The sequence below is a fragment of the Aureimonas phyllosphaerae genome, from assembly GCF_047943035.1.
Classification (GTDB): domain Bacteria; phylum Pseudomonadota; class Alphaproteobacteria; order Rhizobiales; family Rhizobiaceae; genus Aureimonas; species Aureimonas phyllosphaerae.
The window spans coordinates 3,642,604-3,658,924 of the sequence record NZ_CP181348.1; the positions used below are offsets into that span (position 1 = coordinate 3,642,604).

Genomic DNA, 16,321 nt, shown 5'->3' on the forward strand with positions numbered 1-16,321 from the left:
CGAAGTTCATCTGCGACCGATCCGGCTTCTTCAGCTATCCACAGTGCCAATAGGATCGCCGATCCCGCCGCTTCGGGTTCCCAACCATCGCCGTCCCCAGGACGATCCACGAATCGCCCTTCCCCGAGACCAACAGGACGACGAGCACAAATGTCGAGCTCACCGAAGCTCTACGAGAGTCCATCTTTTCCGTAACATAGTGCGATTTATTAGGGGCTTAGGAGAAATGGGCGTTCCAAGCCAAAAGAGCCGGGATGTTTCCACCGCGGCCCTTTCTTCGTTGCTTCTGGTTCGGGTCAGACGACGCTCCTGACGAGATCGATCGCAGCTAGTGGCCGTCGAGCAAGCTCGAAGGTGTCCACCAGAGCGATATCTTCTGGTATCGCGAGGCGTTCCCTCAGTCCGCTCAGTTCCCAGAGAGGGTGAACGACGACCGCCCAGCGAATGCCTTCTCGATCGACGGTGAAGCCAGGCAGATCCAGCTTCCCGATCGGTCTACGCATGCGTCCCGGAACATAGCTTTCGACCTCGTCCGCCATGGCGGACGCCATCTCACGCCAATCCTGCAGCTCGAAGTGATCGCCGAAACGGCCGTCCAAGCCACAGGTGAAATCCGGGTCAACGAAAGCTCGAAGATAAGAAATCCCGAGACGCCAGTCGAGAAGACCATGATAGTTTCGATTGTCGAAGCGCTGAAGGCAGCGATAGCAGGAGGTATCGCATGCCTTTCTATGGTCGAGCGATGCATCCTTGAACTCCAAGGCCTTCCGCGGCCATGAATGCCTATCTTGCAGGATACTGCGGATCAACAGAGGAACTGAACCTTCGCCGGACTGCAGATGGCGACAGAACCCAGATCCATTCGCAAGGCTGTCGGCGATCTGCAGAAACGGCTTCATTGTGCCGTCGGACCCTGCTGCCGATCGCGGCGAAAGGATCTCGAACTCTTCAGGTGCGACATCGAGATCGAGGGCCGCCCGATTGACAACAATCTGCGTCGCACTGATCGCAGCCGCACGAACACTGGTGAGTTCCGGCTGTCGCTCGCCGAAGGGCGATGCATCGATGTCGCGGATTCGGAGCGCGGCGTTCACTCGTTGGGGTGATATCTGAAGAGCGTTCGTCCTCTTGGACGAGGCAAGCCAGCCATGGACGCCGGTTTCCCCCGCCAACGGAAAGCGATGCTCATCGACAAGGTCTGCCTGCACCGCCTGATCGTGCAGTATGGTGTTGACGTCCCGGCCGAACACGCGTCTTTTCGGAAAGCCTCGGACCGGCTGAGTATCAGTCACCTCACGGACGAGGTACCCATAGGGTTTTCCATCCTGAACCTCCGGGCCGGGATTGATGGTGTGGATTTCGGTGACCTCCTGGAAATAGATATCGAGATTGCCGGTAGTTTCTGGCTTCTGCAGCGTTCCAATGCTGGAGAGCTTAAGACTGCGGCGTCCGCCAACCCTCACGTCGTCCTGCCGTGGAGAGAAGTCCGTCCGATAGCCTGCCGGGCTGATGCAGGCTCTTCGGCTGCCCTCGTCTATGGAGCTTCCGCAGACTGCGCATTCCAGAAGGTCCCTCTGCCAGTTTCCGCATGCGGCGCAATAGCCCAGGACGTACTTGTCCTTGTACCAATGCCCGTAAGGCTCGACATCAGCTTCCTTGTGAAAGGAAAGGTCTGGCAGCTCTCCGGTAAAGCCGACGGCGAGATGACGCTCCTTGTCTCGGACGACGACACTGCCGGGCGCGAAATCGAAGATCGCCATGTCCTGATCTCGGTCGATCGTATCCCAGCCGTCGAACTCCCCAGTCTTCTCACGCTCCATCTCCAAGTAGAGGTTACGGCTACGGGTCGGCATGCCGTAAAGCGGAAATAGGCCCCTCTCGGCCATCGCAGAGGCGAGGCCCGTCTTTTGAAGCCCGAACTCCTCCTCCATCCCGGCGATCGAATCCAGGAGCTTGTCTTGCGAGACGAGAGCGAGCAACTCGCTCTCGTCGACCGAACACGCCGAGGCTAGGAGACGTGCGAGCTTTCGCCGGCGGTCATCGGTCCGATCGAGGGCGTCGCTCAACTTCTGCGGCCAATCGGCTCCGTCCTCGAAATAGGTGGAGCATTTGACGAACTCGCCGTGAAAGTCGCCGGGGACCAGGTCGTCGCCCGCCCACTGGTCTCCTGCTTCTTCGCGGATCAGTTCGAATGCCGCGATCATCCAGAACTTCCTCAGCAGACGGGCCGGAATGTCGGTGAGGCCATTCGTAAGGAACGGAGGCGGTGGTGCGTCTCCAGTGATCGCCACCGGGTTTCTGAAGTAGTGCAGATCATGCGACCGGCTTCGGCAGACGGTATAGACCGAGGAGAATGCCTGCCCTCGCCGACCCGCCCGACCGACACGCTGCTGATAATTGAACCGTTGTGGAGGCATGTTTGCCTGATACACGGCCTGGAGCGCTCCGATGTCGACACCCACCTCCATCGTGGTCGTCACCGACAGCAGATCAATCTCGTGGGCGCTGCGTCGCAGTTCGAAGGCCTTGTTGCTCTCACCCTGCCTTGTGACGAAGATCCCCTTGAACTGTTGCAGGCGTTCGCTCGGATCTCCGGTCTGGCCCGTCAGTTCCTGGCAACGCAGCCGGAACGGCTCGCCGCCTCCATTCATGGCCCGCACGACGCGAGATCCCAAGAAGTTTCCGTTGCGCAGTTCGTCGACGGCCCCGGAAGCCGATTCCGGCAGCGGGTCTGCGCAGCGGGTGCACTTCCGAAAGGCTCTGTGCAGATGGATCCTCGAGCATGTTCCGCATCGCCAGAACGGATCGCCGCTCAAGGTCGGACGGAGGTGGAGCTTTCGAACGTCGATCCTGCCGTTCTTGTGCCCCGCCGCGTCGATCTTCTTCAAGAAACCGTCTATCGTCAGTGCTGCAGCCGCATCGGTTCCGAAGATCGACTTGGTCAGCTCACGAACCCTCCGGTTCCTCGAAACGTCGTGCCAGCTGTCCCAAGGCTTCGCATCGTCGGTCTTCATGAAACGATTCGGAACGATCCTGTATGCATCGCCGAATATCCGGAGGAGCGCGTCCTCCTGGTCCAGTTCATCCAGATACGCCTGGGTTCCGAAGAAGCTGGGCCAGCCGAGGCCGGTCTCTTCCAGAGCGAAATAGGTCTTGCTGAAGAGCAGATCCGTCGCCTCCGGACTCTGCTGAAGCTCGAGCTGCGAGCGAGCGTCATCGAGTTTCTTGGCGTCTGTCGCGTCGGTGCTCTGCTTCCAACGAAAGCTTCCGTCCTCGTGCCGGTAGAAGTTCTCCTCCCACCGCCGTTTACCGAGCAGTCTGCGCTTCGTGTCGGCGCCTTCGATAGGATTCGTTCCGAGGCCGACGAGAGTCGACATCAGGGGACGCAATCTCCCGTGCTCGCGATCCGATCCCTCGTTGAATTCGAACAGGTCCTTTAGGGGCACAGCGACTGGAAGGTTCGCGCTGTCTCTTCTACGCTCCAGAGACTCGATGCGACTGCTGATCTCCGCTAGATTGCCGAACTGCTTGTTCTTAAAAGCAGATTCCGCCTCGGCTTCGGCAGCCTTGAGGGCGTCGGCGTCCTGCGTTGAGAACGCCTGTCCTTGCGCGATCTTCTCCGCCTTTATGACCAGCAGCTCGCGGCGAAGATCTCTTTGGTGAGCTTCCTCCAGTTCCATTGCCAGACTCGCCGAATCCCGTCGACTGTCCGAGAACGCGACCAGCTTGCCGTCGCCGCCCTGCATCTTCAAGGCGCCTACGAGTTCGCTGGCGAGAAGCTGCGAGAATTTGTTGAAGCCGGTTCTGAAGCTTCGGATGGGAGATAGTCTGCCTTCTCGCCGGAGTGCGTTCTCTGAAAGGCGGCGAGTGGAATAGTTCGCCGCACACTTCGGACAGCAGTAAGGGACCGATGTCCCCGGGGAATCGTCGGTCCTGTTGTGCGTATCCTTGCCGGTGGATCTGTGGGAAAGAAGGAACCCGGGCACCTGGCCTTCAACTGCGGCGGTCGAGACGACACCGGTCCTCTGGTCGAGGCAGGCTTTCGTCCAGTGGTACTTTGGGTCGTCCAGCACCGGGTCTGCCAGGCTCGGCCAGAAGACCGCATATTCCCGAAAGCTGGAGTCTTCGAAGCGACCCGTGGATGCGGTCTCCGGAAGTCTCTCGAGGGCCTGCGGCGTCGGTAGGAGCGAGACCTTGTTGGTCTTCGCTCCGTCCCCTCCGCGTCGGCCTCCCACGAGAAGCGTTCCGCAGGCTTCGCAGTAGAGCATCTCGAAGCGGCGCAGTCGCTCGGTGCCTTCGCCCGGATCGAAGCCTACCCCTCTCTCCACGTCGGGGTTGATCCACTGGAATCCTGCGCCTTCCTTGGAAGCAAGAGATCCGAACAAGCCTTCGAGACTGCGGAAGAAGAAATGACCGCGAAAGCTGGGTAGCTCCGTGAACAAGTTCTTCGGAGGCCTTATGGCATCTGGAACGATGGTATCCGGCATGTCGGGAATGGCGCGGAGAAGCATCAAGCCTCGAGTGACCCTCGGATCGCTCGATCCCAATAGTCCGTTCGCGATGGACGAGATCGGCTTGGGTCCTTCGGCTAGGACCGAGGCGATGACGCGTCCGGCCAAGATGACGGCCTCTTTCAGTGCCGTCGCACCGGTCTTTCCCGAAAGCCGATCGGCAGCCTTGGCGATGGCCGATCCGCAACGAGCGGCGTCGGGGACCCTCTGTTCGAACTCGCCAGCCAGTTCGATCAGGCTCGGACCGTCGATGATCACGCCTTCAGGCATCGATGGCCTGATCGCCTCGCCCTTCACGATCGAGTCCTCCCAGACGGAGGGAACGTCGCGGTCTTTGTCTATACGGCCGTTCGTTCCGGCGGAGCCGAACATGTCCGAAAGATAACCCAGGCTTCTTTCCGCGACGGCCTCGTCATCGACCGGCAGCGAGGCCGATGATGCAAGGATGCGAAGCTTGTGTCTGTGATCCAGCTCGTCCAGGCCCAGTCTTTGCAGAAGGATTCTGATCAGTGCCGATACTTCAGCACCTCCCGAGCCGCGGACAAGGTGAAGCTCGTCCATCACAAGAAAGAAGCGTGCCTCCTTGGTCCGGAGCAGCCACTCTCGTGTCTTATCGAGAATGTTGCGATCGACCTCGCGTGTCAGAAGAGCGCTCATCATCGCCTGATTGGTCACCAGGATATCTGGTGGATAGGCGTGCATGTCCCATCGGCTGTACATCTCCGCGCCGTCCAGAGACTGGAAGAGGTATCTGTTCTCTTCGGCACCGCGGTTCGCCGCCAGGCGCCGCTCGTCGTCTTCGCGCACCCTGGTCTGCAGAGTGTCCAGTTCCTGGAGCTTCCTGCGAAGGTCGCGAACCTTTCGATCTTTCCGTTTCTTTTCGTAGTCTTCGACTGGACGAGGATGATCGAGGAAGCCGGTCACAGGAGTCGCTCCTGTATAACGACCGAAGTAGATCCGGTTTCCCGAGAAATGATCCTTATGAACCGCTCGGGCTGCAGGCGAGTCGAGTGCCCTTCTCAGCCTCGTCAACTGATCCTCAACGAGCGCGTTCATCGGATAGAGTACGAGAGCGCGAACCGCGGCGGTTCGGCGTTCGCCCGAGCGTTGATAGGCGAAACTGTTCCCATCTTCCCACCAGCTGGTCCCGAGATGGCGGGAAGGGGCTGCCCAAGAGACTGCCTCTGCCGCGATCTGCGCCAGCACCGGCAGCATCATCGACTCGGTCTTGCCCGAGCCGGTTCCCGAAGTCACAATGCCCGGGTTGCCGTCGAGTGTTCCCTTCTCGAGCATCTGCAACTGATGAGCGTAAGGCGCGTATGCGCCAACGACAGTTCCATCTTGGCTGATGCGACTTTCGAAGAGGCCGGACAGGACGAGTCCAACGAAGGCACGCCGCTGCTTCGACGAATACCCAGAAAGATATTTGTCTCCGGCAGGACCGATAAGGTCTTCAATCCTGGCGTCGGCGGACTTGTAGCGCGGCACCATCTCGAGGATGGGGTCCAGCGTAAGTGTTCCGGGTCGCTCTAGGATCTCCCGGCGGACCCTCGACACCATCGGGTCATCGATCCGAAAAGCTGTCTCGATGTACGAGATCAGGAATTGCTTTGAGCGTTCGAAGCCGCCGATCGGATCGTACATGTTGGATTCAGCCCTTAAGAATTTCGATCGCCTGGACGATCGCATCATCGGCAGCAAGATCTGCTCGGCGACCCCACCTCAATGGCTTCTCGAACCCACGTTCTACGTCAACCGGATCGAGTTCGAGGTAGCCGCATACCGTCTTGAGCAAGGTGTCGGCATCGTGAGCAACCTCCGGGACGAACGAAGTGCCGCATGCTCTTCGCGCAACTTGGAGAAGCGCTTTTGTGACACCCGAAGGAAAGGGTCCTTCGGCCGGGGGGCAGTACGGCCAGTGCGTATGCATGAAGGCCTCTGGATTCGAACCAGCGACTGTCTGATCTTCCGCCTGCGAGTGTTCTGCCGATAGTGGAACCAGATGCATCCAGTGCCCCTGAGGAACACCGACTCTGAGATCGTCCACCGCTATTGTTGCAAGGACGATCATGTTTCTTGGAATAGGCGTCGCCCCACGTCGTTTTGCAATCGCACTCAGCCAGAACTGGCAAGGCGCATAGTTGATGTTGTGGAGTAGGACCGGAATCAGCAGATCCGGAGTTTCTCTTGCCGTCTTTATGGCGTCTTTGAAAGGCGCGAAGAACTCGTCTTGCCTCCCGATGAGATCCGCCAACGAAATCATCGTCGGATCACAGTGGATCGACGCGAAGCCGTCGCCGCCGACGATGGCCTTACAGACTGCCTCCGCGGCCTGATCGGCATGGGGACCGTAGAGCATCGGCACGCGTCCGGACATCGCGACGCCTAAGGCAGCTGCGAGCGAAGCGAAAGAAACCTCTGCCTTCTGCGCCCATCCCCTGAGGCTACTGCTTCTTGCGGAGGCGTTCTCGGCGCGAGGTCGAAGTGGCGTAGAACCGATGATCCCGGTGCTATCTTGAGAACGTACTACCGAGACTATGCGCTGGATAAGACGATCATCGGCGAGAAGGTCGTCGACTTCGATACGAGGCTCCTGGACTCGACCTTCTGCCGCCTCGTGTTTGCTTTCCAGTGCGGAGACACGATCGGAAAGGTCGATTGCGCCTTCGCCAAGGAACTGGATGACGGCCTCTTCCAGATCGTTCTTGAACCCGGCTTTCGCCGATGCGGCGCTTTCGTTGAATGCACGAAGTCTTTCCGAAGCCAAAGCGGCCTCTCGCTTCAGGCTCTCCAGCGTCTCGCGGGCGGCGGCGAGTTGGGACTCCGCCTCCTTCCTGGGAGCAGCGAAGTCCTTCTCGATCTTGTCCAGCGCTTCCTCTGTGGCCCGTTCCGCCGACGTACGCAGCTCTTCCGCGTAGACAGGGTCTTCGCGTAGCAACGCAGGGATTGCCTCAATGATCGGTGTCCGATCGGTGATTCCGATGAGCGTCGCTCTAGCGACGTCGATCTCGTCGGCATCGAGCGATCCCGAGGCCAGAAGTTTGACGAGTTCGGCTGCTCGCGAGAGCACTTCCCGGTCCGCCGGCTTGAGATGTTCCGACGAAGCACCTCTGTCGAGCAGATCGCGGAGTGCCTCATCCTTCTCTCGCGCTGTACGAATATCGGCGGGATGTTCTTCTCGGACTGGGCCGTCCAGAAATATTCGGATCGTACTTCCCGACAGGACAATGTCCTGATGCCTGCCCGACAGAGCGTAGGTAGGAAATCGAGAGAGCTGCCGGTCCGGCGCAATGAAACGTCCATCGCGCAGAGAAAGGGATTCGCGGCGAACGAACCGATTCCGGCCGATTCCTATGAAGTCCAGCTCGACACCGCCGGGTGCCGGCACTCCGTCCGATCTGAGGATCGTGGTGGAGTCTTCGGACGTCTGGTTCGGAAGAAGCGCGGCGACGAGCTTGGTGAGACTGCGAACCAGTCTCGCCGATCCGGTGTCGGCCAGTCGAACAGAAGTCGCTGGGAGGGAAACCGATGCACGGAAGTGGCTGGTGCCTGCGGCTGTCGGAAATTGCTTGGAGGGTTCAGGTTTCTTGGCAAGCGGGGTGAATGGGTCTGCCGGAGGGGCATCGAGCGTCGACTTCTTCGCGTCGTCCAGTTCGATTTCCCAGAACGAGCCGATGCTCTCGTTCTGGAGTGCACTGGCTTGTACGACGAGCGGGTGCGTCGGAAGGTTGCCATGCTCAGGGGCGTGGCCGTCCAAGCCTTTGAGAGGTTCGATCATGACGGTGCCGAGGCCGACGTGACCTCTCAGCCTGCATATCAACTTGTATCGCGGTGTTCTCGTAAGCATGTCCGCAGGCCGCCCAGATCGTATGTCGCCCTCAGCTTCCCGTCGAGCCAGATCGGACGACGGTCTTTTGCGAAGCGGATTCTTGTCCGTTCCATCCATGGGAGCATGCCTGATTCGGTCGCGCTATGACTGGGAATCATATGCAAAGCAGGGTAAATTTCTGCCAAGATCGAAGCGGAGCGAAATGTCGCTGGATAGCTGCACGACCAGCCCTCGTCATTCTCCTGCAGGGCGCAGTTTCGAAGGTGTACAACGCTGAGCCATCTCGCCCATGAAGACGGAAGCCTGAAGCGAGGATGCACTGCTCTGATTTCGTCTCCTGATGCGACGAACGCCGGACTATCCTGAAGATCGAGGTATCGAAGAAGGGCGAGGTTCGCGGAAACGAAGGTTTCCCGTAGCCCGTTCTCGTGTTCGATCAGGAAGCGGGCGTGAGTGTCGCGATCTGCGCGATCCATCCTCGACAACCGAGGCCAACGCTCCGTCGCGTAATTTCCACCGAAGCGGATCTCTACGGAATCCCAAGTGCCCGTACGCTCGAACTCTGCGCCGACCTCTATGGCGGCCCATTCGATAGAGCGGTTTCGCGCTTCGGCTATCTGCAGCTCACCGAGGTCACTGGAGTCGATGAACGCGTGGACTGCCTCCTTTTCCCTCGACCCGATCCAAAGCTTGGGTAGGCTCCACGCTGTCCGGCCCAGGTTTCGCTCGAGCACCAGTCCAAGCGCCTCAGCTTTCCTACGGATGGAATCTTCGAGCCTGATCGGCAGCGGCCCTTCGATGGTCATTCCGTACAAGTCGTTCTTGCTGCGCCAGCGAAAACTGGGGCGCCGCTGAACGAGAATTCGGGCTGGAACCTGAGAGAGAGACGGTACGTCGAACCATCCGCTATCCACGAACAGACGAACGAGGCCCCAAACGTCAGGAGTTCCGGGCATCGTCGCGACTCTCGATGCCATGTCCACTGCAGCCTGAAGAGGTATGGTTCTGGCGCTGCGAGCATACAGTGCTTCTTGAAGGGCTATCAGCCGCGGATCCGGCTCGACACCCGTTTCGAACATGCCGATCGGAAGGTCGTCGGGATCATGGGGTTGCGTGTCGTGTAGGACGCCGTCTTCAGGCACGTGCCGCGCCCGGTCAATGAAACGGATGTCTTGGTCCGCGTGTGGATAAGCATCACTGCGCAGCGTGATTTCCGTCGATTGTCGACCGGTCCGTGCTCGCGCTACGCCGTTCCATATGCCTTCCGGGAAGGACGCCGTGCCGTCACCGAGGTGGTCCGCATCGAGGGGCTGTCCGGCGATTTCGAGGATGGGGCGCTCCGAACCCGGAAAGGCGACACGTGGCGTCATAGGCCACCGACCAAGATAAGTGCCGCGTGCACCGACCCGGACCTTGTCGATGAAGCGAAGCGACGTCACCTGCTGCGGCGCAGCTACCTTCTTTCTCGTTCCGAACTCTATCGTGCAAAGCCGCCATGGCAGATACCGAACCTCTCCGCGTGCATGGATCGTGCTCTGTGCAGCAGGAGTAAAATTCTCGAAGGCGGCGTGCGAGACCAGGTAATCGTCTCCGCCGCCGCTATCCGTGACTATCCAGGATGCTAGGCCCGTCTTTCTTAGAGGAAGCAGGCCGTTGATTGTGCTTTTGGCTATCTTGCTCCCGAGCTTGCGACATTCCGAAACGAAATCCCTATCAGTCTGGAGAGTCCGTACCCGACCGTCCGCGAGGCACTTGAGGGCCTCGATGCTTCCGAACTCGTCACACGACAAGACAATCGTCGTGCCGATGTCCTTTTCCGCCAGCACGCGAACCCAGGCGCCCATGAACGGCAATTCTCTTGCGGCCTCTTCATCGATGACGGCGGTGGATTGCCAAGCGGCGAAGGCGCGGCGGAAGGCGGGCGAGGTGCGGTCGAACGAGTTGTCTCCGGCAATGCGCCTTGTGACCGATCTCAGATCCGTTCGCGAATAACCGTCGTCGCGGACGCGTCGAAGAAGGTCGAGATCCCGCTTCGTCGGAAAGGCGAGGCGTTTCGTAATGCCGACGTGGTTTTCATTTCCGTGATCTGGAAGTACGAGGACGATGTCCCGGTGGTCTCTAAGCCACTTCGACAGCGCCACCCACATGTGATGAAGGCCGACAAGAACCTGTGGCGACTGACGCTGGAGAGCCTTGCTCGCCATACGCCTGATATCGCCTTCGTCTTCGTCCTTCGATGCTGTAATCTGCAACCAAAGGAAGAAAAGTAGGATGCGGACGAAGTTGGGCCGAGCTTCGCTTCCGCCGAGTGAGCGAGCGGAGGCCTTTCCCACTGTTTTGAACGAGGGGCTTATTTCGCCTTTTAGATAGCCGTCAATTGTTGAAGGCAGAACAGAGAGGAATTCTCTGTGAGCCCCAGCAATGTCTAGAGAATTCGAAAAATCGACGATCCTCTCGTCGTTGATTTCGATCGCTTCGATCTTCCCATCCACCGCTGCATTCAGGAAGAATGTCTCAAGACACCAATCTTCCCACTCGGCTGATGTCGGCATCCGCCTTCCTCACGTTGCTGGTATCTCTTCGACTAAGTCGTGTGGGCACTTGCATGGATTGTGGAAATGGACTCGCTCAATCGTTCACGAAGCTGCTCAGGATTCCGCGTCTGACATTCCCAGACGACTATCACCGCCCAGCCGTTTTCCTCGAGGGCTATCTCGGAACGTCTATCCCGTTCGACATTCCTCGCGAACTTCGCTTCCCAGAAGTCCGTGCGGGTCTTGGGAGTAGAGGCCAATCGACAATTGGCATGACGGTGCCAGAAGCATCCATGGACGAAGATCGCCAGCTTGCGACGCCTGTTGACGATGTCTGGACTACCCGGCAGTTCCTTGGCGTGCAGGCGATAGCGCAGCCCGAGCGACGTCAGTGCGCGACGTACGGCGAGCTCAGGAGCGGTGTCCCGCCGTCGGACCCGGCGCATCAGCTCGCTTCGTGCGGGATCGACGGGTGACTCAGCCAAGCTTACGCTTCCGGTCAACGATCTTGATCTGCTGCGTCGCAGGCGCCGCGGCTTGGACGTTCTTGATCGTCAGGCAAGCGATGTGGCTGCCCTCGTCGGCATGCCCGTCGAAGCCGAGGGTCATCGCGATCTTACGTCTACGATCGAACACGATCCTGATCGTCTCGTCGCTATCCGTTGCCGTTACCGATCGGGGAGCGTGCTCAATCTCCTTCTCTCGAAACAGGCCAGCGATTAGCGCCATGCGGTTGCGAACGTAGCCGAAAGGAGCTTGGATCGTGTACTGTCCCCCTGCTTCGGACATGGCCGAGAGTAGTCCGACGATCGCGCAGTCCAGGGGGTCGAGCTTCTTCTGCGGGCCTGGGACGATCGAGACTGAGAAAGACGTTCTGTCGCTGGACGCGGAAAGAGCCTCTGCGACCGCCTCCTTGTCGTGAGAGCCGTCCCTGAAGAGACGCGCAAGGGGCTCGAGAGCGACTCCGTCACGCGCTTCGCGGCGCTCCCTGCGCGCATATCGCAGAGGCATGTCGCTATCCTTGCGGTGCCCGTTCCTGGCGATGACATCGCGCTCGAGCTCCGGTCCCCAGCCCTTCGGCCAGTAAGTACCGCCGCCATACCCGTCCTTGCCCAGCACCGACTCCGTCTTGCGTCCCATGAAGCGACGGACTGCTTTGGGAAGGCCCTGATTTGCGTTCACGGTCTGCACCGTAAGCCTCGGAGTCTTTCCCTCTGCACCGGAGATCAGGTGTCGGATGATAGCGGCAAAGCCATAAGGGGGTACAGCGTTGCCTACTTGCCGATATTGAGCACTCCTTGGCCCCCGAAAGACGAAGTCGTCGGGAAACCCTTGAAGACGGGCGCCTTCGCGAATGGTCAGCGAACCGTTACGTCTGGGATGGGTGAAGCAGCCGGAGGTGATGTTCGAGAACCCAGCCGATATTGTGTAGGACGGAGCCTCCTCGTGCAGTCGGCCGTAGAGCGTCCCATAGTCAGTCATCCGCACTCGTTGGAAGCGGTCCGGTAGAAGGGTGGGTGGAATGTCCTTCCAACTTCCTCCTTGAGGGACGCCGGCAATGCGGGAGACGTTCAACGGCGATATTTGGGAGCATGCATGGTTGTGCACTTGACTGCAGTCGCTTCGCAGCTCCGATTGGTAGACGCCTTCGGGACCCGCAGCGTAGGTCAATGGTTCGTGTGCGTTCTCGATGGGCGATTGCCCATAGAGATCGGACATCGCGTCGCGAACGGTACGATAGGGAGAAAGGTTTCCGTCAGGGTTCTCGGAGAATTTCGGCAGCGGAAACGTCAACGGCGCATCCGTCATGGTCGCCATCAGAATGAAGCGGTTGCGAAGCTGTGGCAGCCCGTAGTCCGCGAAGCTCACGACATCGGCTGCGACGTTGTAGCCGCGTTTGGAAAGGAATTGGAAAAGCTCTCGGACAATGGCGAGATTCTTGCCGTAGACGATGCCTGGAACGTTCTCGAGGACGATGTTCGTTGGCTGGACGCCTTCGTCGATGAACCCGTCGAGCAGTCGGGCAAAATGCACGAACAAGGCGTTTCGTGGATCGCCGGGATGGAAGATCCCCATCGTGCTGACCGCTTGGCAAGTCGGACCGGCAAAGAACCAGTCGATCGCCGTCAAGCCTGCCTTTCGAATGATACCCGCAGCCGAAACTTCAGCGACGTTCCTGTTCTCTACTATAGCTTCCGGGTGACGGTTTCGGAATGTCTCGGTCGCATGCTTGTCGATATCGAGAGCCCATTTGATTTTGAGATCGGGCATGACCATCTGGGCACCCGCCGACATGCCTCCGCAGCCGCAATAGAGATCGATCGCCGTCTGCACGCCAGCCCCCCGAATCGTTCGGTCATCCTAACGCGTTCAGGCGAACTCGTCGACCTAGATTTCTGAGGGTCCTCACCGGCGAAGCAAGAGCTGAGTTTGGCGAGGGTTAACCCTTAAGCTATCAGGAAACGGCTGAAGTGGCAGTCTCGCCGAGATCCGCCATGATCTCATCGGCGACCGCGCTGGTTGACCCTCCCATGTTCAGTTTCTACTTGAGCACCGGCACCTAGACATCATCAGTCTGGCTCCGGATGTGGGGAGCGTCCGCGGGCTGTCGACGTCGGTCTTGGCAGCAAGACTGGCGGACAAGACGTTCAAATAAGGTACGGATCATCGAAGTCGGAGGTGGATCGACTACAACACACGCCGCACCCATACGCGCTTGGGCGGCCTAACTCCGAACGAGTTTGCACCCCGGAGCAGACAGAACTAGGACCGAACCTGTTTATGAATGGGCATTCAGGGGGCAAGGTCAGCGGGAGTGTGAGCGTTGTGCCCATCTCCCTACATGCCGTGCGACAGGCACGTTGTCGGCATCAACAGTGGTGTAACGGGATTTGGTCTTCAGCCGCCATAGGTGGACGTATCCGGCACGCGATAGATACGATTGCCGATTTACGTTCCGTGAACTGTGACATCCTTGCTGGGCACTTCCCTACTGGTCCGCACAAGGCAGATCGCATAGCATCTTCCTCGAGCTGTACGCGCAGCTTGGGGCGTGGAAACCCCGGACTACGTTGGTGTGGCCGCCGACCAGAACGGCGCCGTATCCTTGATCTTTGGGTCGGGGAGCCGTGGACGCATGTCCAGGTTCTCACGAACTAAAGGTCCATGGGACCGTACGTAGTCCGGTTTTCCAACTCCCCGATCATGGGTCGAGGCAGCATATCGCGGGGGCGCACCGCGGAAGCTTCCCATCAGAGTTGGACGATGTGGCGGATACCAGCAGCGTTTATCGCAGTGACCGTACTGGCCTCGATGCCGGGCGTCTCGTTCGCGGCTCAAGGTCTCCTGACCTGTGGCCGCTGCGTCGGCACGACTCTGACGGCCTCGTCCGGCATCAGCACGGCGAAAGCGCGTATACGGTCGGAGGTGAGGGAAGCGGACGTTGCAGAGTACTGCGAACGCGAGGTCGGCGATCCGGCACGCCTGCTGACATGCCTGACTGACACGCGGAAGACGGATCTGGGAACCGCCCTCACCGCCTCCGCCGACTGCACCGCTGGCCGCATCAGGAATGTCGACGATGTGGACTATCGTATCGTCGGGGTCTGGGGACGCGAGGATCCCACCGGCGTGGCGAGCGGCACGCCGAAGTTCGCACGCGCCGATGGCAGCGTCGTGTCGACCGACCACGCGAGCGGCGGCCGCGAACTCGCGACGAACTGGCTCCTCCTTTGCGGTGCCAAGGTTCCGGCCGCAATGAAGGCCGCGGCGAAGGTCGGCCCAGCGGGCGGCGAGATCCTCGGCGAGCCGTTCACGCACAACGGCAGCGGGATGACGATCGACGTCCATTCTGGGGTCATCGCCTACGCCGAGCCCAAGGCCTCGATACGCCGCTCCATTCCTCGCGGGGCGATCCTGTTCCGTGGCGACATGAGCGATCCGCGACGCGTCCGCGGCAAGTCCTTCACGTTCAGGTACGGCTGCGAACCGGCGGCATACGACGTCACCGGCGCGTTCGCCGACGGTTACGCGTCAACTCTGATCCTGCGGGGAAAGGCTCCGGTCCGCGCCGCGTCCGGCTGCGCGATCACCGGATACTCCTCTTCTTCGCCGAACAGCCGCCTCGTCTTCAAGTACGAATCCCCTCCCGAGCTCTAAACCTCCGAGAGAAACATGAAGAACCATCTGTCGAGTGCCGCGTTCGCCGCGGCGCTGCTGATCCCTTGCGTCTGCGCGGCGGCCGAACTTCCCTTCTCCGCTCCTGAAGCGGCGGCGTCTGAGGTGTTCGAGGGGACCGTGCCGGCCATCGCCGGCTTGTCGCTCGGAACCTCGTACGAGGACGTGGAAAGGACGTTCGCCGCGGCCGTCGGCGACGAGTTCCAGCTGAAGCGCGGGAACCGCGAACTGCAGTTCGGAAACTCGAGAGACGGAACCGTCGAGTTCTCCTTCCCCGACACGCTCCAGCTGGCGGGAAAGGCGGACGGCGCCGGGCCGATCCGGGAGGAGCGCACGGCGACCTTCTCCTCGCCGTTGACCGGATCGCAGCTGCTCACCCTGGAGCGCAGCATCGTCGGCCGAGGCGGCGAAGAACTGTCGATCCCCGCGATCCAGGAAGCCATCGTGGCGGCGCTCGGACAGCCGACCGGCCGCTACGACGAGACGACGCCGAAGTGGTCCTACGTCTGGCTGGACGGGAGGCTGATCGCCGGAGCCGATGTTCCGCACCTGAAGGCGACGGTATTGGCGACAATGGAAGCGACTGGCGTTCGGCCGAGCGAACTCGGAGACCTCGAACGCCGCGTGGATGCATGCAGTTCTCTTGCAGGCTACGTCTCGAACGATCCGCTGATCGACACCGTGAATGCCCTCGCGTCCGGCGAGAAGGTACCGAGGGACTGCACGGCCCTTGCGACGGTCGTCTTCTACCCGGGCAGTCAGGACGACCTGTCGAGCCGCATCGTAGTCGAGCTGGCCTACACCGGCGCCATCGTCCAGGACGCGGAAGCCGTCGGAGCGCACATGCGCGAAGCCCTGACGTCGGGAGCCGGCCGCAAGGGCGGCGTGGGTCTCGACACCTTCTGATCCCTCCCCCGCAACGACAGGAATACGGAAATGAAGACGCGCTTCGCGATCGGAATGATGATGGCTCCCCTGCTTCTGGCCGGCTGTTCTGGCGAGCCGTCCGAATCCGAGATACGGACATCGGTATCGGCGTTCATGGTCGAACTGGGGAAGATCGTCGCGAAGCGTGCGCCCCAGCCGCTCGTCGCGACCGACGTGACGAAGCACGGCTGCACGCTCCAGCAGGGGGCGACGTACGTTTGCGACGTGACCGTCACGGTCTCGGGCGGCCACATGCCCGCGCCGCAGACCAGAACGGCACCGATGCGGTTCACGAAGGTCGAGGACGGCTGGGTCGCGAGCGAATGAAGAGCGACGATCGGTCC

8 protein-coding genes are annotated in these 16,321 nt (G+C 60.2%); 3 read left to right on the forward strand and 5 right to left on the reverse strand.

Features of this window, described 5'->3' with window-relative positions:
• Positions 1–296 precede the first annotated feature (296 nt).
• From ACLNGM_RS17465 to ACLNGM_RS17485, 5 genes are read right to left on the reverse strand one after another with little or no spacing between them, the layout of a single operon-like run.
• Positions 297–6,155: a DEAD/DEAH box helicase gene (locus ACLNGM_RS17465; RefSeq protein ID WP_416355899.1), complete on the reverse strand. Its 5,859-nt coding sequence runs from the start codon at positions 6,153–6,155 to the stop codon at positions 297–299.
• A gap of 7 nt (positions 6,156–6,162) precedes the next feature.
• Positions 6,163–8,289 (reverse strand): hypothetical protein, encoded by a 2,127-nt coding sequence (locus tag ACLNGM_RS17470; RefSeq protein WP_416355900.1) that lies wholly within the window; start codon positions 8,287–8,289, stop codon positions 6,163–6,165.
• Between the two features lie 38 nt (positions 8,290–8,327).
• Entirely contained in the window at positions 8,328–10,892 is a 2,565-nt protein-coding gene (locus tag ACLNGM_RS17475) for a hypothetical protein (RefSeq protein WP_416355901.1), read from the reverse strand.
• Between the two features lie 32 nt (positions 10,893–10,924).
• Entirely contained in the window at positions 10,925–11,359 is a 435-nt protein-coding gene (locus ACLNGM_RS17480) for a very short patch repair endonuclease (protein WP_416355902.1), read from the reverse strand.
• Positions 11,352–13,208 (reverse strand): DNA cytosine methyltransferase, encoded by a 1,857-nt coding sequence (locus tag ACLNGM_RS17485; protein ID WP_416355903.1) that lies wholly within the window; start codon positions 13,206–13,208, stop codon positions 11,352–11,354. Before ACLNGM_RS17485 ends, ACLNGM_RS17480 begins: the two co-directional genes overlap by 8 nt.
• A 960-nt stretch (positions 13,209–14,168) precedes the next feature.
• Between ACLNGM_RS17485 and ACLNGM_RS17490 the strand changes: the two genes are divergently transcribed.
• The 3 genes from ACLNGM_RS17490 to ACLNGM_RS17500 are packed head-to-tail and all read left to right on the forward strand — an operon-like array spanning position 14,169 to position 16,304.
• Positions 14,169–15,032 (forward strand): hypothetical protein, encoded by an 864-nt coding sequence (locus ACLNGM_RS17490; protein WP_416355904.1) that lies wholly within the window; start codon positions 14,169–14,171, stop codon positions 15,030–15,032.
• 15 nt (positions 15,033–15,047) lie between these two features.
• Entirely contained in the window at positions 15,048–15,956 is a 909-nt protein-coding gene (locus ACLNGM_RS17495) for a hypothetical protein (RefSeq protein WP_416355905.1), read from the forward strand.
• 30 nt (positions 15,957–15,986) lie between these two features.
• Positions 15,987–16,304, forward strand: coding sequence for a hypothetical protein (locus ACLNGM_RS17500; RefSeq protein ID WP_416355906.1), 318 nt, complete (start codon positions 15,987–15,989; stop codon positions 16,302–16,304).
• The last annotated feature ends 17 nt before the right edge of the window (positions 16,305–16,321 follow it).

Bases quoted from the DNA above. Each gene is read 5' to 3' on its own strand.
- ACLNGM_RS17465 (WP_416355899.1), bottom strand. From the start codon at position 6,155: ATGTACGATCCGATCGGCGGCTTCGAACGCTCAAAGCAATTCCTGATC.
- ACLNGM_RS17470 (WP_416355900.1), bottom strand. From the start codon at position 8,289: ATGATCGAACCTCTCAAAGGCTTGGACGGCCACGCCCCTGAGCATGGC.
- ACLNGM_RS17475 (WP_416355901.1), bottom strand. From the start codon at position 10,892: ATGCCGACATCAGCCGAGTGGGAAGATTGGTGTCTTGAGACATTCTTC.
- ACLNGM_RS17495 (WP_416355905.1), top strand. From the start codon at position 15,048: ATGAAGAACCATCTGTCGAGTGCCGCGTTCGCCGCGGCGCTGCTGATC.
- ACLNGM_RS17500 (WP_416355906.1), top strand. From the start codon at position 15,987: ATGAAGACGCGCTTCGCGATCGGAATGATGATGGCTCCCCTGCTTCTG.